Origin of the sequence: Robertmurraya sp. FSL W8-0741, assembly GCF_038004005.1 — a bacterium.
Classification (GTDB): Bacteria; Bacillota; Bacilli; order Bacillales; family Cytobacillaceae; genus Robertmurraya; species Robertmurraya siralis.
Genome location: NZ_JBBOQG010000001.1, coordinates 4,121,847 through 4,145,555 on the forward strand (window position 1 = coordinate 4,121,847; position 23,709 = coordinate 4,145,555).

A 23,709-nucleotide genomic window follows, 5' to 3' on the forward strand; every position below is an offset into this window, starting at 1 on the left:
GAATGTTGACAAGTGGTTTTTTTAATTTATGCAGTACCTTCCAGGCACTGCATAAATTAAATGCCATAACCTACATTTTTATGATGCCATAGACAATTATTTAGATGATCCTAGTCGTCTACTTTTTTGCGGCCTATAACAATCCATTAAATTTTAAGAAAATCTTGCAAAAATTTTCTATAAGAAATGATTGTATTTACTTAATCGCAAGGGCATTTTTTGGGGAATAAGGACTTAAAGTTTTTCTAAAAACCGTTGCACTTCCTTTGGTGTTTTTAATATAATTACTTGTTTATCTTTAGACAACTGTTTGAGCCTTTTCAAAATTCCTGGCCTTTTTGTTTTTGGATAATTCCATATCCACATTAAAAAATCTAAATCAAATCTTTCTTTGCAGCCTTCTCCCATATCGGGTCTTGTTTTATTTCGGTACCTCAACATTCTTTTAAATGCACGATAGACACAAATTGTTCTATGAAAATCAAGGAAAATTATTGTATCTGCAGCATTTAGCCTTATCTCCATTGTTCCACCGTAGTTTCCATCAATAATCCATTCTTCTTTTTTCACTAAATCATTTTGAACTTTTCTTTGTTCCTCTTTAGGAACGGCTACCCAATTTGGCTTCCAAAATAAAACGTCAAGATGATAAACATTTATTTTTAGCTTCTCACTTAATTGTCTTGCTAGTGTAGATTTCCCTGAGCCACCTGAACCAATAAGTACAACCTTTTTCATAAGAACCCCTTAATAAACAATTCTATATCGTTTATTTAATAATAACTTAACCTTCTAAAATATGTAAAAATTTCTTCTCCTAGAATATCCCTCAGCACTGCACCTATTTGGCAAATAGCTATTAATTATGGCGCCTGTCAAAAGATTTTGCCCATTTAAATGGTATCCATATTTTTGGGCACTAGGCAATAGCACTGCACACCCCTTCAAGTGTCTACCCTATCCTATAAACACTGTTATCTCATTCGTTCCTTTATTTAGACAGTCCATTGAACTCTTATATTTTTCAGCAAATTCTTTACAAAATATTCGACATAAATCGCAAAATGTTAACATTTTTTTAATCTATATTTTAAGCCTTGAAAGTAAGCATTAGTTTTCAGCACTACATCCTTTGAAATTAGTTTTTCCGTCATCTTTATATCTGAAAAGCTTCCTTTGCATAGAGAGTCATGAGATTACATTTTACCTACCATATATAATATATTGTGTTTGAGTATAGTAATAAATTACCAATTTTCTGATAATAAACAAAATTCTATTTATTAACTTTGATTTTCTTGTTAATCTATTTACAGATTTACACAAGAAGGAGGTGTTATGATGAAAAAATGGATTATCCGCCTTGGCTTAGTGGCTATCATTACAGTAACAATCACTGCCCCTGCCTCTGCCGCTGGTCAAGAGAAACCTAATTTATGCAGGGATGCGCTATGTTGGATTCAGTACTAATGCCTTTTGAAATTAAAATTAATGGTGAATAAGGCGAGGATCTCATTAAAAATCTTGCAGCTTCGCCTTGTTCTTTTAATAGGATTTTTTATTAGCAAGCATAAAACACAAGTAAAACATACATACCACTCGCCAACGCAAAAAATTAATCTTATTTCAAAGACTCTTTGTAACAATGGCTATCACCATTAATGATTATCATTCGAATTTAATAAGAATGATATATTATTGCCTTTACCAATTCTAATCCGATTTTATGTGATTTCCTCATTGAAAAAATTGGTGAGTACTAATGAACAAATTATCATACTTATCTTCAGTCTGGTCAAATGATAAGAAAACTTAACTTAGAAGTGCCTATAGAACTATACTAGTAGCATATTACTAAAATGTATTATTTAAATCTCGTTCCTCAATAAATAGCGCCAGCGCATTATCGAAAGCAAGAAAAATCTGAACGTAGCGAACCTAGTAATTTCATGAGTACTTCAGTTTGTAATGCGTTAGAGCGTCTTTTCCGTGTCAATTTTCGCAACTCATTTCGCTAAATTTCCGACGGTTCGTACTACCACCGCGTATGACTTTTCGGTCAAAATCGTGTTCGCATACGAAAAAACGGCGACTCATCATTACGATAGTTCGCCGTCAAATCAACGTCATTTGATACCGGTGGTCGGGGTCGAACCGACACTCCAGAAGGAACACGATTTTGAGTCGTGCGCGTCTGCCAATTCCGCCACACCGGCATATTTTGATTGTCCAAAGATAAACAACATTATCTCAAGACAAAGAATATCATATCACGATAATATTAGTTTGTCAAACTAAATTTATGTTCGGATTTAAGTCAATTATTTGTCGGCAAAAAATTATCACACCTTATTACCGAACATGCGCTCACTGTTTTTCGCGATTCTGTCGGTGCTTGATTATAACCTGCCAGCTTTGCCTTTAACGCTTTATTAATGAGTAATGCTGCTCCATTTAAATATGTTTCCTCTTGCGAAGCAGATAAGTTCGACAGAGAGATCTGCATCCTCATCTTGAATCGCAAGGACGAGGTTATCCTCTCTCATCGTCCATGTTGTTGTTGCAGTGTTCGAATGGGAGACACTACCATAGAGTACGAAAAAAATTACTTATTTGCATTAGAGTGAAATCAACGATCTTTGCCGGCGAAGGCATAGATGGAAAAATAACATAAAAAACAGCGATTGCCCAACCTATTGCAGTTAAGGTTACAAAAGCAGCTTTTTCTTTTTTTTCGGTTGCTTTGATTTTCGGCCATTGGAAAATGAACATCAATATAACAAGCGTCGTTATGCTGACAATATAAACCGCTTTCATGCTCTTCACCTCTTATTTAGAAGCCTCAAGTTTCGCTTCCTTTTCCTGCTCTCAAAACACGGGCATCGATATCAAAATTCACTTTTACAGTCGGAAATTTCTCATCCCAATCACCCTTTATATTTTTCCATTTTTTAGGGTGACGTCGCCGAAATTCTTCTCCAAAACCGATAATGTCAACTTTCATCTCTTTTTGTACTATGTCAAGGGTATCTGTTAGACGCTCTTCTATCTTTTGGACCAACTCTTTTTCCAGCGCTTTAAGTTTGTCTAACCTTTTCAAGTCCCAGCTCGATTGGTTTTGGATGACATCATCTATCGTTACAATTTTAACCGTCATTTTTAATGATTGGCCGTCTATTTCCGGAACTAAATCCGTTCTTCCTTTAATTAAATTCATCGATATGATCTCGTCTGCTTCGTCAGGTTCGACAGTGACAATCGATTCATTGATCTCATTTCTAAACCAGAGCACTCCTCTTGATATCTGATCATTAATGACTCCGATCATCTTCCCTTGTTTTAAAACTGCCGAACGATGAATGTATGCAATAGATTCCGAGGGAAGCTGCCCTTCTTCCGGAGACAATTTATCAATCATCGGAAGAACGATCGCGCCTTGTTCTCCCTTCAGCATTTCCATTAAATCGAATAATGTCACCTTCATTAATACTTCGGATTCCGCTAACTTTATCAGCGCTTCGGAAACACTTCGTTCCAATGACGGACGTAAGGCCATAATTTCCTTTGCCTTCCCGTCACTAATAAAGACATAACTTCTCAAACGGGGCTCAGGATGGCGGACAAAAAAATCCAATTCATCACTTATTCCATTCTCAGCAAACGCTTTGCTGATCACGATCGCCTCTGCATGGCTCCACAGAATTTCCCGGGGAAGCTTTTCATTAAGGTTCTCGATCGCTTCTGGTATGGAGCTTCCTTTACCGATTTGGAGAACTGTGCTTTGCACTCCCCCTTGGTTATGGTCTTCTCCTCCACCACTCCCATTACCGCTCCCGCCAGGAGAATGTATTTCTGCTGTAAGTTCGATCTGCCCTTCTTTATTTTTATCGAGAGCGACTCCGGTAATAATCGCAAGATCATTGGTTTCCCTTCGATCCCAACAGCCAGTAAGCAGCACAAAAGCCATAAAAATAACGCCAATCATGATTGCACGTCTCAATTTGTCCGCCTCACTTTATGCTTAAAAATCGTTTTGCGTATGTACGCTCCTAAAAAAAGAAATATAGGGATCAACAGTCCGTACACTAAAGTATCCATTATTTCATGGGAGACTATTCGAAAATGTTCAGCTGCTTCTGCTGAATTAAGAAATGCCTGCATGGCAAATACTCCGATTAAAAAGCCCATTGGCAAAACGAGCGAGCGATAGTCTGAAAGGTTAAGCCATTCAGCAGTTCCGATCACCACGACATAATAGAACACGCAGAGCTTAATAAATGTCCCCGCAATCCAAATCGCCATTACGATTGATTCAAGATGTGACAGAAATTCGGCTAGGCTAATATATCTGGACGCGCTCATGAATGGAGCGTTAAAGTTCTCGGTCACATTCCCGAATAACCAAATAACGATAATATTGGTCACCACCAACGTTAACGTAACGACGAGTACCGAAAGCATGCCAAACTTCAGCCCCTTTTCACGGTCTGTTAAAAAAGGGAGAAAAAAATAGATGATGCCAAATTGAGCGAACCACGTGCATAACACCCAAGCCCCTTTTAGTGAAGGCATCAACCCGTTTTCCATCACAGGAAGCATTCTTTTTACCTCTACATCGGGTAGGACAAGAATGATAATGACTAAAAACAACAAGAAAAAAACTGGAAAGACCATTCCTGCCAGCCTTCCCAAAACTTCCAGTCCCCCATGTACCGCAAACGCACACAATATCACCATCATTCCAATAATCACGGATTTTGGCGTGTGCGGGAGAAATTCACTAACGACATATTCACCGTACTGCCAGAACATCACACTCAATGAAGTGATTAACAATAGCAGTAGGAGCAGCCCAAGTATTTTCCCCCAAAAGGTTCCAAGAATATGTTTGCTGTATTGCATAATCGTATCTTTGGGATAATACTTGTTTAACTTGTATGCGATATATACACTTAAAAACCCTAGAGGAGAAGCCAAAATAGGAGAGATCCAAATATCCTGTTTTGCAACATTAAAGACGGTAGCCGGAATAAAAAGAATCCCCGTTGCCAAAATAGCATGATACATCAATAATCCCATTTGCAATGCTGATATTTTTCCTTTTTCAATCATTGATCTCACCTCATCATTACTCGCTGCCTTTATCAGAATGCGGCTTCTGGTTGGAGCCTTGTCGGTGTTTATTATATTCTCCTGTTAAATGAGGACGCGTATTTAATTTCCATAATGGAGCTCGCATGAGTGCATCCTTCATATCTCTTCCTTTCATCGGTGCCACTGGTGAAAGGTACGGAACTCCAAAGGAACGTAATGTGCTCAGATGTGTCATGATTGCAAGAAGTCCTATCATGACCCCTACTAATCCAAACGTTCCAGCAAGCAACATGATAGGAAAGCGCAACAATCTTATCGGAATGGCAAGATTGTAACGAGGTATGGTAAAGGAAGCGATTCCAGTAATCGCCACGACCATAACCATATGATCTGAAACTAAGCCGGCATCCACAGCCGCTTGACCGATAACCAATGCACCTACAATGCTGACAGCTGCTCCTACTTGTTTTGGAAGTCTTAGTCCTGCTTCTCGCAATCCTTCAAACGTAATCTCCATAAGCAGCGCTTCCACCAAGGCGGGAAATGGGACAACCTCCCGTGAGTCCACCATTGTAAGCAGCAAGGTAGTAGGCACCATCTCCTGATGATATGTAATAACCGCAACGTATAGAGACGGTAACAGTAGAGAAATAAAGCAGAATAAATAACGGAGCCAGCGAGTTGCTGTAGATATTAAAAAATGATGATAATAATCTTCACCTGATTGGAATAAGGAAAAGAACGTTGTCGGGGCAATCAACACAAAAGGAGTACCATCAACAATGATAACTACACGTCCCTCTAGCAAACTCGAAACGGCAGTATCAGGCCGTTCCGAAATAAGCACTTGTGGAAAAGGGGTGTATGAATTGTCTTGAATTAATTCTTCAATATAACCGGATTCCAATATCCCATCGATGTCAATTCGTTCTAACCGTTGATTGATTTCTTCAATTAACGTTTCATCCGCAAGATCTTCGATATAAGCGAGGGCAATTGTAGTCTGTGTATATCGCCCCAGCTTTAATGTTTTTATTTTTAATTGAGGGCTTTTAATCTTTCTTCTTAACAAAGAGGTATTGACCTCCAATGTCTCAGTAAACCCTTCGCGCGGCCCTCTAACAACCAATTCACCTGTCGGCTCTTCAACAGCTCGTCTTTCCCACTTAGCCAATCCCAAGGCAAAGCCCTGTTCATCGCCTTCTAATAACAATATTGGATTCCCAACGGATAACTGTTCGATACAGGCCTCAAAAGAGGAGATCTTCACTACCTCTGCAACAGACAATGTCTCCTCAATCAAGGTTTTGGGATTAACAGTCCGCTTTTCGGATTTTTTCATAAGCGGAGTTAGCACATTGTTATCCATTTCTTCAACATTGGAGAGACCTTTTATGTAAATTAACTGAGCTTTTGTATGACCAGCAACTAAAAATGTACGAAAAACGACATCAGAACATTCTTTATAAAGCTCACACAGGATGTCCAAGTTTTTGTCCAAATCAGAAAATAGTGGCTTTGGAATTTGTTTATCACCTTGCTCTGTTTTATTAGTGTTCTTATTGAACTTAATCTTTTTTCGAAAAAACACCCGCATCCCACTTTCTCGATGGTATCCATTATATTCCTATATACGTAGTATCACACTTACCAAGCAAAATATACCATTTCCGTACTTGCCTGTTTCTTTAGTTCAACCCGTAAAAGAGGACGCGTTTACTTGAAACTACTTTCGGACCAAGCTCATAAATATTGAGCTACTCTTTTTCTGCGTAAAATCTTGTGTTTCTCGTATATGATGCTAAATAATTTGTTTGGATTAAGTATTTATAAACAGAATACCTATAAGAAAACGTTTTCATTTTTTCTAAGAATTCTTTTTAGCAGTTAAAATAGCATATTTCATACCCTACAATCGAGTTGCCCATTTTTATGAATGCTTTCATAAACTACTTTCCTTGATAAATTTATGTACGCTCCTTAAACAAATATGGGATCATTCTTTTTATTCATACTTCTTCGTGAAAAATATGATTATTCTCCCATTCCTCTCGAAGCAGTCCCATACGGACGGAATCATAATATTTGCCATTATAATAACGAACCTTCCTGAGCCTCGCTTCCTCTTTCATGCCAAGACCTTCTCCAACTTTAATCATTCTCATATTCCCTGACCAGGTTGTATAGCCAACACGAACTAATGGCAAAGTAAGAAATAAATGATTAATCCAAAGTTTAATCACTTTCTTTCCATAGCCTCCATTCCAATAATGCGGATCATAGATCACAATCCCCATTTCAAGCCAAAGCGAGGGCTTATGCTCCCAATAATAACCGACCGTTCCGATAACCAATCCCTTCACTTCAATCGCCCAACGCCGTTCATTATCGACATAATCATCCTTCTGACGTAAAAATTCCTCATATGAAATACTTTTATGTTCATAGTACGGAGCATCCCATTTTTTCCACTCGGGAGAATCCTCTTTATAGATTAATTCCCACAACCTACTTAAATCATCATTTGTAATTGGTCTAATTATTAAATCATTATCCTGATAACTCACTTCATCACCTAGCTCCCCATTAATAAAACAAATCAAACTCTTCCTTTAAAATGGCATATACCTTTAAATCCCAATATTGCCCTTTTATATACATGCTTTTTCTATTAATTCCTTCAAAAGTCATTCCTGCCTTCTCCATCACTCTTTGCGACGCTATATTCTCAACAAAGCATCTTGCTTGAATGCGCATGAGCTCCATCTGTTCAAAGCCAAATCTAATGATTGCTCTTGCTGCTTCTGTCGTAATTCCTTTCCCCCAATACTCTGGTGCAATCACATAGCCAATTTCTGCATTGTGATGATTCGTACTCCAAGAAACAAAATCAACGGTGCCGATAAAAGAACCCGTTTCTTTATCTTCTATTCCCCACGGAGCAATGTCCTCATTATTATATCGATTAAGGACAAAGTTAATAAATCTCTCGGTATCAGACATACTTCTATGTACATCCCAGGTTACATACTTTGCAACGTCTTCATTACTCGCATATGAAAACATCGCTGCCGTATCTGCTAATGTAACTTTACGAAGAAGTAGTCGTTCTGTTTCAAGCGTCGGCAAATTTTTATAAATATCCCCAATAACCATTCCATTCACTTCTCTCTGTAAAAATTTAAAATTATAATCTTACAATTTAACAGAGAAATATGAATTTTTCAATAGCCATTTTCTAGATCAAAAAAAGATTTAATCAAAAGATTAAATCTTTAAATATCGTATGTATTGGATTAAATGGTGCCGAGGACCGGAATCGAACCGGTACGGTAGTCACCTACCGCAGGATTTTAAGTCCTGTGCGTCTGCCAGTTCCGCCACCCCGGCTAGTTCAAAACTAGCATCTTTATTTTATAAAAATGGAGGCGGCAACCGGATTCGAACCGGTGAATAAAGGTTTTGCAGACCTTGGCCTTACCACTTGGCTATGCCGCCATATTAAATTGGAGCGGAAGACGGGATTCGAACCCGCGACCCCCACCTTGGCAAGGTGGTGTTCTACCACTGAACTACTTCCGCAAATGGCTGGGCTAGCAGGATTCGAACCTACGAATGACGGAGTCAAAGTCCGTTGCCTTACCACTTGGCTATAGCCCATTGATTAAGCAGTGTTTAATAAATCAAATTTAAATGGGGCGATCGATGGGAATCGAACCCACGAGTGTCGGAGCCACAATCCGATGCGTTAACCACTTCGCCACGACCGCCATTATAAAATTGGCAGGGGTAGTAGGAATCGAACCCACACCAAAGGTTTTGGAGACCTTCGTTCTACCTTTAAACTATACCCCTATATTATATATATGTTCAGAGTGTTTCTTTAAGAAGAAAATTATGAATAGCTATTTTGCTTCTTTTTACTACAAAAAGTAGTGGTTCCTTATTTTCACTATTGAGAAAAGGTTGGTGGAGGGGGACGGATTCGAACCGCCGAACCCGAAGGAGCGGATTTACAGTCCGCCGCGTTTAGCCACTTCGCTACCCCTCCAAGGTATATATATTTTATACATTAAAGTTCATTAAATTATAACATATTTTGATATAAAAATGGTGGCTCAGGACGGAATCGAACCGCCGACACAAGGATTTTCAGTCCTTTGCTCTACCGACTGAGCTACTGAGCCATCATGATATTCGTCCTACATATAGTTGGTCATTGTCCTTCGCCCTCATCTCAGAAAGTTAATTCGAGATGATGCTCGATGAGTGCGCTGGATGCTTATCCTTGCCGCTTATTCATCGTGCTCTACCGACTGAGCTACTGAGCCAACATATGTAAAAAGTAAATGGCGGTCCGGACGGGACTCGAACCCGCGACCTCCTGCGTGACAGGCAGGCATTCTAACCAACTGAACTACCGGACCAAAGTAGTTTTCAACTTTGTTGAAACTACTCGATTGCGGAGGCAGGATTTGAACCTGCGACCTTCGGGTTATGAGCCCGACGAGCTACCAGACTGCTCCACCCCGCGATAATAGTATATATCTAGATAAGCACATGCCACTAGATAGCTTAATGACTGTAAAAACAATGGTGGAGGATGACGGGATCGAACCGCCGACCCCCTGCTTGTAAGGCAGGTGCTCTCCCAGCTGAGCTAATCCTCCGGAACTGTTGCAACAAGTGCAACTTTAAATGACCCCTACGGGATTCGAACCCGTGTTACCGCCGTGAAAGGGCGGTGTCTTAACCGCTTGACCAAGGGGCCAGATATAATAATGGCGGAGAGCAAGGGATTTGAACCCTTGAGACAGGTTTTGCCCGCCTACACGATTTCCAATCGTGCTCCTTCGGCCACTCGGACAGCTCTCCTAATGGCTCCGCGGGTAGGATTCGAACCTACGACCGATCGGTTAACAGCCGATTGCTCTACCACTGAGCTACCGCGGAAAATTATTAACTCATTCCTCTAGCTTGATTGCTTCCCGATTGTCCTCATCTCAGAAAGTTGATTCAAGTAGCAGCTCGATGAGTACAACTCGCAGGACATTCAGGATGCTTTGCTCGTTGCTCTACCACTGAGCTACCGCGGAATAAAAAATATATATAGAATATTCGCCCGGCAACGTCCTACTCTCACAAGGGGACAGCCCCTAACTACCATCGGCGCTGAGAAGCTTAACTTCCGTGTTCGGTATGGGAACGGGTGTGACCTTCTCGCCATTATCACCGGACCAATTATTTATTAAGACATATTCTATTATACCGATTTACAGTATTTTTTCAAGAGAAAATTTAGTTTGACTCTGAAAAATACGATTGATAGATATCATTGCATTACAAAATCGCTTTGTACCTTCAAAACTAGATAATGGATGAAGAAGAGAAATTACAGAGAATCTTATCAAGCGGATTTTTTCCACTTTTATTTGGTTAAGTCCTCGAACGATTAGTATCAGTCAGCTCCACATGTCACCATGCTTCCACCTCTGACCTATCAACCTGATCATCTTTCAGGGTTCTTACTAGCTTGCGCTATGGGAAATCTCATCTTGAGGGGGGCTTCATGCTTAGATGCTTTCAGCACTTATCCCTTCCGCACATAGCTACCCAGCGATGCTCTTGGCAGAACAACTGGTACACCAGCGGTGCGTCCATCCCGGTCCTCTCGTACTAAGGACAGCTCCTCTCAAATTTCCTACGCCCACGACGGATAGGGACCGAACTGTCTCACGACGTTCTGAACCCAGCTCGCGTACCGCTTTAATGGGCGAACAGCCCAACCCTTGGGACCGACTACAGCCCCAGGATGCGATGAGCCGACATCGAGGTGCCAAACCTCCCCGTCGATGTGGACTCTTGGGGGAGATAAGCCTGTTATCCCCGGGGTAGCTTTTATCCGTTGAGCGATGGCCCTTCCATGCGGAACCACCGGATCACTAAGCCCGACTTTCGTCCCTGCTCGACTTGTAGGTCTCGCAGTCAAGCTCCCTTGTGCCTTTACACTCTACGAATGATTTCCAACCATTCTGAGGGAACCTTTGGGCGCCTCCGTTACTCTTTAGGAGGCGACCGCCCCAGTCAAACTGCCCACCTGACACTGTCTCCCACCTCGATCAGAGGTGCGGGTTAGAATGTCAATACAGCCAGAGTAGTATCCCACCGACGCCTCCACCGAAGCTAGCGCTCCGGCTTCCACGGCTCCTACCTATCCTGTACAAGCTGTACCAAAATTCAATATCAGGCTACAGTAAAGCTCCACGGGGTCTTTCCGTCCTGTCGCGGGTAACCTGCATCTTCACAGGTACTATAATTTCACCGAGTCTCTCGTTGAGACAGTGCCCAGATCGTTACGCCTTTCGTGCGGGTCGGAACTTACCCGACAAGGAATTTCGCTACCTTAGGACCGTTATAGTTACGGCCGCCGTTTACTGGGGCTTCAATTCAGAGCTTCGCGTAAGCTAACCCCTCCTCTTAACCTTCCAGCACCGGGCAGGCGTCAGCCCCTATACTTCGCCTTGCGGCTTCGCAGAGACCTGTGTTTTTGCTAAACAGTCGCCTGGGCCTATTCACTGCGGCTCTTCAGGGCTATGCACCCTAAAAAGCACCCCTTCTCCCGAAGTTACGGGGTCATTTTGCCGAGTTCCTTAACGAGAGTTCTCTCGCTCACCTTAGGATTCTCTCCTCGCCTACCTGTGTCGGTTTGCGGTACGGGCACCTGTTTTCTCACTAGAGGCTTTTCTTGGCAGTGTGGAATCAGGAACTTCGGTACTTGATTTCCCTCGCTGTCACAGCTCAAGCGTATGGCAAGCGGATTTGCCTACTTGCCGCTCTAACTGCTTAGACGCACATATCCAGCAGTGCGCTTACCCTATCCTCCTGCGTCCCCCCATCGCTCAAACAAAAACGAGGTGGTACAGGAATATCAACCTGTTGTCCATCGCCTACGCCTTTCGGCCTCGGCTTAGGTCCCGACTAACCCTGAGCGGACGAGCCTTCCTCAGGAAACCTTAGGCATTCGGTGGATGGGATTCTCACCCATCTTTCGCTACTCATACCGGCATTCTCACTTCTAAGCGCTCCACCAGTCCTTCCGGTCTAGCTTCAACGCCCTTAGAACGCTCTCCTACCGCGTACACCTACGGTGTACACCCACAGCTTCGGTGATACGTTTAGCCCCGGTACATTTTCGGCGCGGGGTCACTCGACCAGTGAGCTATTACGCACTCTTTAAATGATGGCTGCTTCTAAGCCAACATCCTGGTTGTCTAAGCAACCCCACATCCTTTTCCACTTAACGTATACTTTGGGACCTTAGCTGGTGGTCTGGGCTGTTTCCCTTTTGACTACGGATCTTATCACTCGCAGTCTGACTCCCACGTTTAAGTACTTGGCATTCGGAGTTTGTCTGAATTCGGTAACCCGATGAGGGCCCCTAGTCCAAACAGTGCTCTACCTCCAAGACTCGTTCTTCGTGAGGCTAGCCCTAAAGCTATTTCGGAGAGAACCAGCTATCTCCAAGTTCGATTGGAATTTCTCCGCTACCCACACCTCATCCCCGCACTTTTCAACGTGCGTGGGTTCGGTCCTCCATTCAGTGTTACCTGAACTTCAACCTGGACATGGGTAGATCACCTGGTTTCGGGTCTACGACTACATACTCAAGACGCCCTATTCAGACTCGCTTTCGCTGCGGCTCCGTCTTCTCAACTTAACCTTGCATGCAATCGTAACTCGCCGGTTCATTCTACAAAAGGCACGCTATCACCCAGCATGTTTCCAAAGGAAATATGCATAGGGCTCTAACTACTTGTAGGCACACGGTTTCAGGTTCTCTTTCACTCCCCTTCCGGGGTGCTTTTCACCTTTCCCTCACGGTACTGGTTCACTATCGGTCACTAGGGAGTATTTAGCCTTGGGAGATGGTCCTCCCAGCTTCCGACGGGATTTCACGTGTCCCGCCGTACTCAGGATCCACTCAAGAGGGAACGAAGTTTCAACTACAGGGTTGTTACCTTCTCTGACCAGCCTTTCCAGACTTGTTCGTTTACTCCGTTCCTTTGTAACTCCGTATAGAGTGTCCTACAACCCCAAGAGGCAAGCCTCTTGGTTTGGGCTAATCCCGTTTCGCTCGCCGCTACTCAGGGAATCGCGTTTGCTTTCTCTTCCTCCGGGTACTTAGATGTTTCAGTTCCCCGGGTCTGCCTTCCATCCCCTATGTATTCAGGTATGGATACCATCCCATTACGGATGATGGGTTTCCCCATTCGGAAATCTCCGGATCAAAGCTTACTTACAGCTCCCCGAAGCATATCGGTGTTAGTCCCGTCCTTCATCGGCTCCTAGTGCCAAGGCATCCACCGTGCGCCCTTTATAACTTAACCATTCGGTAAATGATCAGCTACACATCTCTTCGTCATCTTCACTCGTCAGCATTCTCACGTACAGACTACGTACGCTCCGGTACTTCCTCGCTTGATTCCTCGACCTGTTTGCTTCTCATTTCCCTCAACTTTCGGCTTCCGATAAGCGGCGCATCTCTGCGTCAACCTCTTGAAACCCTTGCGGTTTACTCTATGAATAAATCAATAGAGAGAAAAACTAAAATGGCGATTACTCGGTAATTTCTTGGTTCTTCTTCATTATCTAGTTTTCAAGGTACAAACGGTAACCAAAAGGTTACGGTTTTGAGAGATTGCACTCTCAAAACTAAACAAATCATACGGCTATTTTGACTTGGCAAAATAGCTTCATCAACTTTTCGATTTATGAGACATCTAAGCCTCAATATTCCTTAGAAAGGAGGTGATCCAGCCGCACCTTCCGATACGGCTACCTTGTTACGACTTCACCCCAATCATCTGTCCCACCTTAGGCGGCTGGCTCTAGTGGTTTCACTGAATTTCCGACTACTTTTATCAGATACTCAGTGAAACCACCAGTTACCTCACCGACTTCGGGTGTTACAAACTCTCGTGGTGTGACGGGCGGTGTGTACAAGGCCCGGGAACGTATTCACCGCGGCATGCTGATCCGCGATTACTAGCGATTCCGGCTTCATGTAGGCGAGTTGCAGCCTACAATCCGAACTGAGAATGGTTTTATGGGATTCGCTCCACCTCGCGGCTTCGCTGCCCTTTGTACCATCCATTGTAGCACGTGTGTAGCCCAGGTCATAAGGGGCATGATGATTTGACGTCATCCCCACCTTCCTCCGGTTTGTCACCGGCAGTCACCTTAGAGTGCCCAACTGAATGCTGGCAACTAAGATCAAGGGTTGCGCTCGTTGCGGGACTTAACCCAACATCTCACGACACGAGCTGACGACAACCATGCACCACCTGTCACTCCGTCCCCCGAAGGGGAACGCCCTATCTCTAGGGGTGGCAGAGGATGTCAAGACCTGGTAAGGTTCTTCGCGTTGCTTCGAATTAAACCACATGCTCCACCGCTTGTGCGGGCCCCCGTCAATTCCTTTGAGTTTCAGCCTTGCGGCCGTACTCCCCAGGCGGAGTGCTTAATGCGTTTGCTGCAGCACTAAAGGGCGGAAACCCTCTAACACTTAGCACTCATCGTTTACGGCGTGGACTACCAGGGTATCTAATCCTGTTTGCTCCCCACGCTTTCGCGCCTCAGCGTCAGTTACAGACCAAAGAGCCGCCTTCGCCACTGGTGTTCCTCCACATCTCTACGCATTTCACCGCTACACGTGGAATTCCGCTCTTCTCTTCTGCACTCAAGTTCCCCAGTTTCCAATGACCCTCCACGGTTGAGCCGTGGGCTTTCACATCAGACTTAAAGAACCGCCTGCGCGCGCTTTACGCCCAATAATTCCGGACAACGCTTGCCACCTACGTATTACCGCGGCTGCTGGCACGTAGTTAGCCGTGGCTTTCTGGTTAGGTACCGTCAAGGTACCGGCAGTTACTCCGGTACTTGTTCTTCCCTAACAACAGAGTTTTACGATCCGAAAACCTTCATCACTCACGCGGCGTTGCTCCGTCAGACTTTCGTCCATTGCGGAAGATTCCCTACTGCTGCCTCCCGTAGGAGTCTGGGCCGTGTCTCAGTCCCAGTGTGGCCGATCACCCTCTCAGGTCGGCTACGCATCGTCGCCTTGGTGAGCCGTTACCTCACCAACTAGCTAATGCGCCGCGGGCCCATCTATAAGTGATAGCCGAAACCATCTTTCAGCTTTCAAACATGTGTTCAAAAGCATTATCCGGTATTAGCTCCGGTTTCCCGAAGTTATCCCAGTCTTATAGGCAGGTTGCCCACGTGTTACTCACCCGTCCGCCGCTCAAGCAACAAGAAAGCAAGCTTTCTTGTGCAAGCGCTCGACTTGCATGTATTAGGCACGCCGCCAGCGTTCGTCCTGAGCCAGGATCAAACTCTCCAATAAAGAGTAAGATTAGCTCTTATGTTTAAAAATAAACGTTGGCTAGTTTCAGCTTCTTAAAGAAAGATAGCCTCCACTATGATTTGTTGACGTATGATTTGTTTAGTTTTCAAAGTGCAATCATGATTAAAACAAAAAGTTCAATCACAGTGCCGCTTCAGAAGCGACTTTCTTAATATAACATGTAGTGATGTTGATGTCAACATCTTTTTTTAAAAGCAATCCGTCAAAGGAAAAACATTTTTCAATGCGTTTCGCAGCGACGGATATTAATATAACAAGTATTTTAAAAGAAAGCAACCCTTTTTTATATTTTTTTAAGATAATTTTTTGGCTACAAAGTAACAACGATGAAAAACACCCTGTCCTTTTGTTTCCACATTTTTAACATCAATATACCCTCTTTCAATCAAATACTCGAGTAAAATGGATAAATCAACTGAATACTCCACTAACTCTTCGTGACGAATCATATCGTTAAAAGTCCAAAATTCCCGTTCACCCAGAACCTCTAATAAATGATTAATACCGACTTTTGTACGTGAATGAATGAGAAACTCACTTGCAAGAAAGAGAAGCTCCAAGCGTTTTTCCATCGTTTCATCACTATTCACTAATTCCACATAAAGTTTGTAAATCTCAGGCTCCATTTGTTTCACTTGATTCCAAACTGTTACTTCAGGATGGAATCCATTTTCAATAATCGATAATCTTGCCAAATGGTGCAAAGAGTGAATGACATGATTATACGCATCCAAATAATGGTGGTTTTCAAAAAATGCTTTCCCATCCATGTATCTACGAATGAGCTTAGCAAACTCCAAGCCCATTTTGATTTTTCGTCCATAGAACGGAAATTCCTTCATCTCTTCTTTTAATTTTGCAACATATTCATTTCGGTCAAAAACAATTTTACCATTATAGAGCCAATCAAATATTCTCTTATTAGAACCTAATAGTATCCAATTATTGAGCTTTTTTTCAGTAACTATATAAAGCGCGGCTTTTTTACCTTCATAAGAATAGTGCTTTACAAATATAGGCTGGTCTGCCTCTTTAACAATCATTAAAAGAATCGTATCAAACGTATCGGTTGTTGGTATTGAATATTGGATTTTTTCTATTGTTAATACTCCAAGAGTATTCGGGTCACTTGCCCTTTCCTGATAAATCGGACGAAGAATGTCTTCCATCATCATTCCCCCATTATATTGTTAGCCTATATCTTCGACAATTCTAAACGATCTCCTGCTAATTTTCTAGACAAACTTCGACACCAACGCTTGTTAACCATTTATTTCACCCTCATTTATGTGATATAGTTAAGTCTTAGGAGGGTACAATAATGGCTAAATATTCAAGTAAAATAAATAAAATCCGCACGTTTGCGCTCAGCTTGATTTTTGTCGGATTTTTCATCATGTATCTCGGGATATTTTTCAGGCAGTCTGTAATCTTAATGTCCATTTTTATGTTTTTAGGTTTGCTGTCTATTATTGCAAGTACAGTTGTTTATTTTTGGATTGGCATGCTTTCCACAAAAACTGTTCAAGTGAAATGCCCAAACTGTGAAAAACCAACAAAGATATTAGGTCGAGTCGACATATGTATGCATTGCAATGAACCGCTCACTCTTGATCCTAACCTTGAAGGTTTAGAATTTAATGAGAAATATAACAGCAAAAAAGCAGACTCCTAAAAAATGAAACTCTTTAAAGAGCTAATGGGTACCGGAGAAGGATAACAAGCTATGAATGCTAATTCATCACATCTTTACATAGTCCACTACCAACTCGGCGAAATTGCCGAGTTTTTTCATTTTTGAACGTCCTCTATAACTTGAATTTTGCACGAATAGAACAAAAAAAATAACTGATAGCAAGTACTATCAGTTAATGAGCTTCTTTGGCTGAACAGTCAGGACAGGTACCGTATACTTCCATCCGATGATGACTGACCTTGAAGCCCGTTACGTGTGAAGCAAGATGTTCAACCTCATCCAAACCTGGATAATGGAAGTCGACAATTTTCCCACAAGCTTCACAAATAACATGATAATGATTAGTTGTAATAAAATCAAAGCGGCTAGATGCATCCCCATAGGTTAATTCTTTTACAAGACCAACCTCACGAAATACTCTTAGATTGTTGTAAACCGTTGCCACACTCATATTTGGAAACTTGCCTTCCAATGCTTTATAAATATCATCAGCTGTAGGATGTGACATTGAGTTTATTAAATACTCAAGTATCGCATGACGTTGTGGAGTTATTCTAACCCCAGTTCCTTTTAAGGTATCAAGTGCTTCTTTTAATTCACTATGTGACACCGCCATGCACCTCTTTTCTAGTATAAATTCTTACTTTATAATATTTATAATTAGTGTACTCGTAAAGTTCCCTATTTGTCAATATATCTACTAATACCCTCGCGTTAAATCAATCTGATTTATCATGTTATTACCTTTATTATTATATGTATGTAAGTTTTTTTCAAATATTTCAAATGATCTTGGTAAATAATTCTTTGTCAGGCTCGAAAGATGCGGTGTAACGGTTACTTGTTCCATTTGCCAAAACGGATGTCCCTCTGGCAAAGGTTCGACTGCAAATACATCTAAAAATAAGTGGGCGATCTCTTTATTCTTCATAACCTCAAAAAGAGTGTCTTCTTCAACCAAGTCACCACGCCCAATATTGATAAAGACAGACGTATTTTTCATCAGCTTAAAGTGCTCATATGTTAGTAAATGAGTGGTTTCCGGTGTACTTGGCAATACAGAAACAATGAAGTCCGCTTTTCCCACTACTGTAGAGATGTCATCTAATTGACACAATTCATCTACAAATTCAACCGGATTTCCCGTACGATTTACACCGATTGTATTCATTCTGAATGCTTTAGCAAGACGCGCGATCTCTCCTCCAATCGCACCTACTCCTAAAATAAGAATCGTTTTTCCACAAAGCTCTTCCATCGGAACGCGGCGTTCCCATTTTTCTTCTTGTTCGTTGCTCCACAATACTCTAGCTTGTTTTACATATTGAAGCATCATTCCCAGCGTATACTCTGCCATCGGTATCTTATGTACTCCGCGCGCGTTCGTGATGATAATCCCCTTTTTATGGCAAGCCGCCAGCGGCATTTTATCAAGGCCTGCGGACATGACCATAATCCAGTTTAAATTCTGAGCCTTCGTAATATCCTCTTCAGTCAAGTCTTCGCCATAAGTAATGAAGATTTCTGCATCTTGAAAGCTCGTTTGAGCATGTTTCATCCCTTTATAAAATTCAAATTGAACGTTTGGAAACTTGGCACGGATCATTTCTTGAATCGATTCGTCAGGTAAAATAGATGATACTACCTTCACTCGATCACTCTCCTCTTTTTTCTTCTATTATAATCTTTTTTAACAATATCATGGTCGATAAATATACAAAAAAAGCAGGCCAACGAAGTGACCTGTCAAATAAAACATTTGTCTGAGGAGGTATGCCCTAATACAATCATATTCAGCACTTCAATAGATGCGTGGACACCCGCACAGACTGTAAAAATAAATTTTACGAGCAACTCTTTACGTTATAAATGGCATATCCTGACTTTTTCTCAAGGAACTGCTTGCCCTGTTCCGCACAAATTTATTCACCTATACTTAAGAAAAGCCGCCCCAAAGGAAGCAGCCTGAAATTAAATGATAAAGATATAAGTTCATTAAACACCGATAACATTTCTTACTGGGAAAGGAGCTGGTTGAATATAATTTTGATATTCATGAAGTTTTCCTTCATATATTAATTCTAATGTTGGAATAAGAGCAAAATCATCCGGTCTCATGAGTTCAGGACTTTTTTTCATCAGCTTCAAACCACTCATTCCCAAAACGGTTGCGACAAATTGTGAGCAGGTAAAGGCATTGTCTCGTTTTAATTTCATATTAAGTGCAATCGCGAAAATCCCCAATAAATTGTATCGATAATTTGCTGAGAATCGTTCAAATTGATAAATTATTTGGATAATCTCATTAAATTGCTCTTCATTGACCGTTAATTTATATACCACACATTTCGTTTCTTTTTTATGAAAAAACACGCCTTGATCCATACGTTCTTTTACGAAACCACCTGAAAACGGATTGGTATAAACCTTTCTCCCAAAGCTATAAATATTCTGCAACCCTTGATCTAAGGCAATGGAAACATGATTATACGGAAATCTAGTATACATTTTAATCATCCTCGAAAACCAAGTGCCTGTATCTGTAAGAAGTATATAAATCTCTTTTTCTGTCAAAATCCATCACCTACTTTGACTAAGTTTTGTTATTGGGTTGCATTTTCTATGACATCTTTTTTCCAATCTTATAAGTATTAGACGTATTTGCAACGGTTATTACTTCATTTTTTTTCAAAAAAAAATAAAAAAATTGGCCCCAACCTATTTGGCAGCCAATCAAGTACATCCTCTTTTCGAGGATTCATGACCAATATTCAAGTAAATGATTTAAATGCTGCATGCATTATATTGAAATCATACTATGAATCCTTTAGTCTGATCCATAACTTATTTATAGATTTTCTTCCACAAATTGTAATGTTTCCTCCACATGCCCTTTAACTTTAACCTTCAACCATGCTTTAGCAATTTTTCCCTCTTTGTCAATAATAAAAGTGGATCGCTCAATCCCCATATATTCTTTGCCAAAATTCTTTTTTAGTTTCCACACCCCGTATTTTTCAGCAACTTCATGTTCTACATCTGCCAACAGAAGAAAAGGAAGTCCATGCTTTTCAATAAATTTCTCATGCCGTTCGATTGGATCAGGACTTATTCCTAAGATGACCGCATCGACATCCGCAAAATTTTGGTGGTGATCGCGGAAATCACACGCCTCAGTCGTACAACCTGGAGTCATATCCTTCGGGTAAAAGTATAAAACAACATTTTTTCCTCGATAATCCGAAAGCTTAACCGTACTACCATCACTTGCAGGTAATTGAAAATCTGGTGCTAATTGACCTTGTTCAATAGACATAACGATCCCTCCGTTTCATTACTACCATTAGGGTAACGAATCCACGGAACAAAGACAAGCATTAGACTATTTATCCATATCAAGCACTGTTCTGGCAACAAATGCAGCAGGAATCGTATAGCCGATTAACGCTTCGATGACAGCAATAATTCTGCCAACTCCAATCGGTGCAATATCGCCGTAGCCCACGGAAAATAATGTAATCGCGCTAAAGTAAAGACCCGTTTCTAAGCGCGTTAAAAAACGATTGGCTACAGGAATATAGCCATCATCCAAGACAGCAAAATCATGTAATTCTAACAAAACATATAAAAGTCCAAAGCTAATCATAACGGTAGCATATATGGCCCCCAAGAATAAAAAATTCTCAAGAGACACCCGTTTTCCCTTTATTTTATAGGGGGTAAACAGAAGTCGGATACTGCTGACAACACAGATGACAATGATCAAAATCGATATATAAAAGATCAACCATCCCGCCCCCTCTTATCTTGCAAGATTTTAATTATTGGTCAGTGTTGATTATTAGCTCTTTTTCTCATCGCTTCATTTTTCAGGCTAACTAAAAGACGTGTGAACCGTCGTTTCTCACGAGGTGAGCCAAAAATCGTTTGCCTTTGCAAAAGATAAAGCTTGTTTCTTTCATATATACGTCAAATCACTGTTTTATAGAACAGCTTGTCTTAACACCGCAAATAAAGGAATGCTGCTTCTAACGAACCGATTCCAATTTTACGCAAAAGACTAGCAATCGTGTTAAAATGAAAATAAGAAATTTGTGGGAGGTTTAAAATGAAAACAGTATATGATTTTAATGTCAAAATGACAGATGGAACGGAAAAGTCCTTAAAAGACTACTCAGGCAAAGTTTTACTCATCGTGAATACTGCAAGTAAATGTGGATTAACTCCCCAATTTAAAGGGCTTCAAGAGCTATACGATAAATTCGCCGACCGAGACTTCGTGATACTGGGCTTCCCTTGCGATCAATTTAACAATCAAGAATTTGCTCAGATCGATGAAACCCTTCAATTTTGCCAAAAAAATTATGGCGTCACCTTCCCAATGTTCGCAAAAATCGATGTCAATGGCGAAAATGCTGACCCTCTTTTCACATTTTTAAAAGAAGAGAAAAAGGGAGTGCTTTCGAGGAATATTAAATGGAATTTCACTAAATTTCTCGTCGATCAAACTGGTCACGTCGTTGAGCGCTACGCTCCTACAACTGAGCCATCCCAAATTGAAAAAGATATAGTAAAGCTGTTCGCTTAATTGTTCGAAGACTGCCTAGCAAGCGACCTGTGAGGTTAAAAGGTTGGAAACAGGCATAAAGCTCCTCCTAAGGCAAGCAATCCATCTGCCTTAGGGGGAGCTTTTGGATTTCGGAGGATTTTGAAGTGGAAGTTCACTCCTTGGTACTCAAAACAGAAATCAACATTTTCTATCACACCCCTATCTAAAAATAAAAAAGGCTGGCAAACTTTTTCGCTCGCTTCCATTAATAGCAACTCAAGTGCTAAAATATATAGGTAGTTTTAATGAAAGGTTTAGGAGGATTTTTATGAAGTTTACAAATTCAGAACGCCTTCATGAAGAAGCGTTGGAATACATAGTTGGTGGAGTTAATAGCCCTTCCCGCTCCTACAAAGCGGTTGGCGGCGGTTCTCCAGTCGCAATGGAACGGGCCAGCGGCGCCTATTTTTGGGATGTCGACGGCAATCAATATATCGACTATTTAGCTGCATACGGTCCAATTATTACAGGTCATGCTCATCCACATATAACAGAAGCGATTAAAAGAGCAGCCGAAACGGGTGTGTTATACGGAACACCCACACCACACGAAGTCAAGTTTGCCAAAATGCTTCGTGAAGCAATGCCTAATCTTGAAAACGTTCGATTTGTTAATTCTGGCACCGAAGCGGTTATGACAACGATCCGTGTTGCCCGTGCCTATACAGGCAGAGATAAAATCATTAAATTCGCTGGATGCTATCATGGACATTCCGATCTTGTTCTTGTCGCAGCAGGTTCTGGGCCTTCAACACTTGGAACACCAGATTCTGCCGGCGTCCCGCAAAGCATCGCACAGGAAGTGATAACCGTTCCTTTCAATAATATCGAACCATTTAAAGAAGCATTGAATAAATGGGGAGACCAAATTGCCGGGGTTCTCGTTGAGCCAATTGTTGGCAATTTCGGAATTGTCGAGCCGAAAGATGGATTTTTGCAACAAGTGAATGACCTTGCCCATGCTGCCGGCGCCCTTGTGATTTACGATGAAGTGATTACTGCTTTCCGCTTTATGTATGGAGGAGCCCAGGATATGTTGGGAATTCAGCCTGATTTAACAGCGATGGGAAAAATTATCGGCGGTGGACTTCCAATCGGTGCCTATGGCGGAAAGAAAGAAATTATGGAAAGTGTAGCTCCCCTTGGTCCAGCCTATCAAGCAGGAACTATGGCTGGAAACCCCGCCTCGATCTTATCTGGCATCGCTTGCCTGGAAGTTTTAAAACAGGACGGCGTATACGAATATTTGGACAGGCTTGGTGCCATGCTTGAAGAAGGAATTGCAAAATCGGCACAAGAACACCGAATTCCGATAACGATAAATCGCCTAAAAGGCGCTCTAACAGTATACTTTACAGATATGAAAGTAGAAAACTATGAGCAAGCTGAAAATACAGATGGTGAAATGTTTGCCAAGTTCTTTAAACTCATGCTTCAGCAAGGCATTAATCTTGCACCATCCAAATATGAAGCATGGTTCGTCACGATTGCCCATACAGCAGAAGATATTGAAGCTACCCTCCACGCCGTCGATCAAGCTTTTCAGAAGCTGTCTGCCGACGCTTAAAAAACGAGCATAAATATTCATATTTTATGCATCAAGGAGCCCAAAAAGGCTCCTTTTTTATATATCATATTCATTGTAAACGGTTACATTATAAGGTTTTGTGGTAATTTCTTCCCATTTATTTCAAAAAACATATCCATGATTATGTATAAATAATTGATTTCTGAAAATTCTTATGATACACTGGTATTACTATTTGGCTTCTTTAAGTGTGGTTATTTTTTGTCAAATAATCTCACAATAATTAAGAGAGAGTTTCATCTTTCGAGCTCTTCCCCAATAGTTTGCTATAAAGCCGACTTTATCTTCTATTATTC

Annotated in this window: 18 protein-coding genes, 15 tRNA genes and 3 rRNA genes; 4 read left to right on the forward strand and 32 right to left on the reverse strand. The window is 41.4% G+C overall.

Going from position 1 to position 23,709, the window contains the following annotated elements; translation table 11 throughout:
- Positions 1 to 234: 234 nt before the first annotated feature.
- Positions 235 to 738 (reverse strand): DNA topology modulation protein, encoded by a 504-nt coding sequence (locus tag NST02_RS20060; protein WP_137744646.1) that lies wholly within the window; start codon positions 736 to 738, stop codon positions 235 to 237.
- Positions 739 to 1,338: 600 nt separating this feature from the next.
- On the opposite strand from NST02_RS20060, the gene NST02_RS20065 reads away from it, so the two are divergent.
- A complete protein-coding gene (locus NST02_RS20065; RefSeq protein ID WP_340949659.1) occupies positions 1,339 to 1,470 on the forward strand; it encodes a hypothetical protein in 132 nt (43 codons plus the stop codon).
- Between the two features lie 664 nt (positions 1,471 to 2,134).
- Here NST02_RS20065 and NST02_RS20070 read toward each other — a convergent pair.
- The 26 genes from NST02_RS20070 to NST02_RS20195 all read right to left on the reverse strand — a co-directional run bounded on the left by NST02_RS20070 (position 2,135) and on the right by NST02_RS20195 (position 16,689).
- Positions 2,135 to 2,216, reverse strand: a tRNA-Leu gene (locus NST02_RS20070).
- A gap of 101 nt (positions 2,217 to 2,317) precedes the next feature.
- Entirely contained in the window at positions 2,318 to 2,524 is a 207-nt protein-coding gene (locus tag NST02_RS20075; RefSeq protein WP_340949660.1) for a hypothetical protein, read from the reverse strand.
- 59 nt (positions 2,525 to 2,583) lie between these two features.
- Positions 2,584 to 2,817: a hypothetical protein gene (locus NST02_RS20080; RefSeq protein ID WP_340949661.1), complete on the reverse strand. Its 234-nt coding sequence runs from the start codon at positions 2,815 to 2,817 to the stop codon at positions 2,584 to 2,586.
- 25 nt (positions 2,818 to 2,842) lie between these two features.
- Complete coding sequence (locus NST02_RS20085) at positions 2,843 to 4,000, reverse strand: Ger(x)C family spore germination protein (protein ID WP_340949662.1); 1,158 nt, start codon at positions 3,998 to 4,000, stop codon at positions 2,843 to 2,845.
- On the reverse strand, positions 3,997 to 5,112 hold the full coding sequence (locus NST02_RS20090; RefSeq protein WP_095309166.1) for a GerAB/ArcD/ProY family transporter: 1,116 nt from the start codon (positions 5,110 to 5,112) through the stop codon (positions 3,997 to 3,999). Before NST02_RS20090 ends, NST02_RS20085 begins: the two co-directional genes overlap by 4 nt.
- Before the next feature lie 16 nt (positions 5,113 to 5,128).
- Complete coding sequence (locus NST02_RS20095; protein WP_340949664.1) at positions 5,129 to 6,691, reverse strand: spore germination protein; 1,563 nt, start codon at positions 6,689 to 6,691, stop codon at positions 5,129 to 5,131.
- A 412-nt stretch (positions 6,692 to 7,103) separates the two neighbouring features.
- Positions 7,104 to 7,661 carry a GNAT family N-acetyltransferase gene (locus tag NST02_RS20100; RefSeq protein WP_095309413.1) on the reverse strand — a complete coding sequence of 186 codons (558 nt, stop codon included), beginning with the start codon at positions 7,659 to 7,661 and terminating at the stop codon, positions 7,104 to 7,106.
- A gap of 19 nt (positions 7,662 to 7,680) precedes the next feature.
- Positions 7,681 to 8,250: a GNAT family N-acetyltransferase gene (locus NST02_RS20105; RefSeq protein WP_095309162.1), complete on the reverse strand. Its 570-nt coding sequence runs from the start codon at positions 8,248 to 8,250 to the stop codon at positions 7,681 to 7,683.
- A gap of 145 nt (positions 8,251 to 8,395) precedes the next feature.
- Positions 8,396 to 8,484: transfer RNA gene (locus tag NST02_RS20110), tRNA-Leu, on the reverse strand.
- 33 nt (positions 8,485 to 8,517) lie between these two features.
- Positions 8,518 to 8,592 (reverse strand) — tRNA-Cys (locus NST02_RS20115).
- A gap of 9 nt (positions 8,593 to 8,601) precedes the next feature.
- Positions 8,602 to 8,676: transfer RNA gene (locus NST02_RS20120), tRNA-Gly, on the reverse strand.
- Between the two features lie 3 nt (positions 8,677 to 8,679).
- Positions 8,680 to 8,754: transfer RNA gene (locus NST02_RS20125), tRNA-Gln, on the reverse strand.
- 34 nt (positions 8,755 to 8,788) lie between these two features.
- Positions 8,789 to 8,864, reverse strand: a tRNA-His gene (locus NST02_RS20130).
- A gap of 11 nt (positions 8,865 to 8,875) precedes the next feature.
- Positions 8,876 to 8,949: transfer RNA gene (locus NST02_RS20135), tRNA-Trp, on the reverse strand.
- A gap of 112 nt (positions 8,950 to 9,061) precedes the next feature.
- A tRNA-Tyr gene (locus tag NST02_RS20140) sits at positions 9,062 to 9,145 on the reverse strand.
- A 60-nt stretch (positions 9,146 to 9,205) separates the two neighbouring features.
- Positions 9,206 to 9,281, reverse strand: a tRNA-Phe gene (locus tag NST02_RS20145).
- A gap of 163 nt (positions 9,282 to 9,444) precedes the next feature.
- Positions 9,445 to 9,521 (reverse strand) — tRNA-Asp (locus NST02_RS20150).
- 33 nt (positions 9,522 to 9,554) lie between these two features.
- Positions 9,555 to 9,628 (reverse strand) — tRNA-Met (locus tag NST02_RS20155).
- Positions 9,629 to 9,688: 60 nt separating this feature from the next.
- Positions 9,689 to 9,764 (reverse strand) — tRNA-Val (locus NST02_RS20160).
- 29 nt (positions 9,765 to 9,793) lie between these two features.
- Positions 9,794 to 9,865: transfer RNA gene (locus NST02_RS20165), tRNA-Glu, on the reverse strand.
- Positions 9,866 to 9,876: 11 nt separating this feature from the next.
- Positions 9,877 to 9,969, reverse strand: a tRNA-Ser gene (locus NST02_RS20170).
- Between the two features lie 3 nt (positions 9,970 to 9,972).
- Positions 9,973 to 10,047: transfer RNA gene (locus NST02_RS20175), tRNA-Asn, on the reverse strand.
- Between the two features lie 167 nt (positions 10,048 to 10,214).
- Positions 10,215 to 10,331: ribosomal RNA gene (rrf, locus tag NST02_RS20180) — 5S ribosomal RNA — on the reverse strand.
- A gap of 195 nt (positions 10,332 to 10,526) precedes the next feature.
- Positions 10,527 to 13,481 (reverse strand): 23S ribosomal RNA (locus NST02_RS20185).
- A gap of 414 nt (positions 13,482 to 13,895) precedes the next feature.
- Positions 13,896 to 15,499 (reverse strand): 16S ribosomal RNA (locus NST02_RS20190).
- The 16S, 23S and 5S rRNA genes sit together here with 14 tRNA genes alongside, the layout of an rRNA operon.
- 314 nt (positions 15,500 to 15,813) lie before the next feature.
- Positions 15,814 to 16,689 carry a nucleotidyltransferase-like protein gene (locus NST02_RS20195; protein ID WP_340950034.1) on the reverse strand — a complete coding sequence of 292 codons (876 nt, stop codon included), beginning with the start codon at positions 16,687 to 16,689 and terminating at the stop codon, positions 15,814 to 15,816.
- Positions 16,690 to 16,841: 152 nt separating this feature from the next.
- Between NST02_RS20195 and NST02_RS20200 the strand changes: the two genes are divergently transcribed.
- Positions 16,842 to 17,195: a YgzB family protein gene (locus NST02_RS20200; RefSeq protein WP_095314033.1), complete on the forward strand. Its 354-nt coding sequence runs from the start codon at positions 16,842 to 16,844 to the stop codon at positions 17,193 to 17,195.
- Positions 17,196 to 17,388: 193 nt separating this feature from the next.
- On the opposite strand, the gene perR is transcribed toward NST02_RS20200, so the two are convergent.
- The 5 genes from perR to NST02_RS20225 all read right to left on the reverse strand — a co-directional run bounded on the left by perR (position 17,389) and on the right by NST02_RS20225 (position 21,003).
- Positions 17,389 to 17,826, reverse strand: coding sequence for a peroxide-responsive transcriptional repressor PerR (gene perR / locus NST02_RS20205; protein ID WP_170943657.1), 438 nt, complete (start codon positions 17,824 to 17,826; stop codon positions 17,389 to 17,391).
- A 90-nt stretch (positions 17,827 to 17,916) separates the two neighbouring features.
- Positions 17,917 to 18,867 (reverse strand): D-2-hydroxyacid dehydrogenase, encoded by a 951-nt coding sequence (locus tag NST02_RS20210; protein ID WP_340949665.1) that lies wholly within the window; start codon positions 18,865 to 18,867, stop codon positions 17,917 to 17,919.
- Positions 18,868 to 19,211: 344 nt separating this feature from the next.
- On the reverse strand, positions 19,212 to 19,724 hold the full coding sequence (locus tag NST02_RS20215) for a hypothetical protein (RefSeq protein ID WP_340949667.1): 513 nt from the start codon (positions 19,722 to 19,724) through the stop codon (positions 19,212 to 19,214).
- Between the two features lie 340 nt (positions 19,725 to 20,064).
- The gene (gene bcp / locus NST02_RS20220) at positions 20,065 to 20,532 is read right to left on the reverse strand and encodes a thioredoxin-dependent thiol peroxidase (RefSeq protein WP_212934448.1); all 468 of its coding nucleotides are present in this window, start codon (positions 20,530 to 20,532) and stop codon (positions 20,065 to 20,067) included.
- 66 nt (positions 20,533 to 20,598) lie between these two features.
- Entirely contained in the window at positions 20,599 to 21,003 is a 405-nt protein-coding gene (locus NST02_RS20225) for a potassium channel family protein (protein WP_212934447.1), read from the reverse strand.
- A gap of 321 nt (positions 21,004 to 21,324) precedes the next feature.
- On the opposite strand from NST02_RS20225, the gene NST02_RS20230 reads away from it, so the two are divergent.
- Positions 21,325 to 21,804: a glutathione peroxidase gene (locus NST02_RS20230; RefSeq protein WP_212934446.1), complete on the forward strand. Its 480-nt coding sequence runs from the start codon at positions 21,325 to 21,327 to the stop codon at positions 21,802 to 21,804.
- Positions 21,805 to 22,093: 289 nt separating this feature from the next.
- Positions 22,094 to 23,392 (forward strand): glutamate-1-semialdehyde 2,1-aminomutase, encoded by a 1,299-nt coding sequence (locus NST02_RS20235; RefSeq protein ID WP_340949668.1) that lies wholly within the window; start codon positions 22,094 to 22,096, stop codon positions 23,390 to 23,392.
- The last annotated feature ends 317 nt before the right edge of the window (positions 23,393 to 23,709 follow it).

Excerpts from the sequence above, each read along its gene's own strand:
- bcp (WP_212934448.1), bottom strand. The coding sequence starts at position 20,532 with ATGTCTATTGAACAAGGTCAATTAGCACCAGATTTTCAATTACCTGCA.
- NST02_RS20215 (WP_340949667.1), bottom strand. The coding sequence starts at position 19,724 with ATGTATACTAGATTTCCGTATAATCATGTTTCCATTGCCTTAGATCAA.
- NST02_RS20200 (WP_095314033.1), top strand. The coding sequence starts at position 16,842 with ATGGCTAAATATTCAAGTAAAATAAATAAAATCCGCACGTTTGCGCTC.
- NST02_RS20195 (WP_340950034.1), bottom strand. The coding sequence starts at position 16,689 with ATGGAAGACATTCTTCGTCCGATTTATCAGGAAAGGGCAAGTGACCCG.
- NST02_RS20105 (WP_095309162.1), bottom strand. The coding sequence starts at position 8,250 with ATGGTTATTGGGGATATTTATAAAAATTTGCCGACGCTTGAAACAGAA.
- NST02_RS20060 (WP_137744646.1), bottom strand. The coding sequence starts at position 738 with ATGAAAAAGGTTGTACTTATTGGTTCAGGTGGCTCAGGGAAATCTACA.
- NST02_RS20080 (WP_340949661.1), bottom strand. The coding sequence starts at position 2,817 with ATGAAAGCGGTTTATATTGTCAGCATAACGACGCTTGTTATATTGATG.
- NST02_RS20090 (WP_095309166.1), bottom strand. The coding sequence starts at position 5,112 with ATGATTGAAAAAGGAAAAATATCAGCATTGCAAATGGGATTATTGATG.
- NST02_RS20065 (WP_340949659.1), top strand. The coding sequence starts at position 1,339 with ATGATGAAAAAATGGATTATCCGCCTTGGCTTAGTGGCTATCATTACA.
- NST02_RS20230 (WP_212934446.1), top strand. The coding sequence starts at position 21,325 with ATGAAAACAGTATATGATTTTAATGTCAAAATGACAGATGGAACGGAA.
- NST02_RS20095 (WP_340949664.1), bottom strand. The coding sequence starts at position 6,691 with ATGCGGGTGTTTTTTCGAAAAAAGATTAAGTTCAATAAGAACACTAAT.
- NST02_RS20235 (WP_340949668.1), top strand. The coding sequence starts at position 22,094 with ATGAAGTTTACAAATTCAGAACGCCTTCATGAAGAAGCGTTGGAATAC.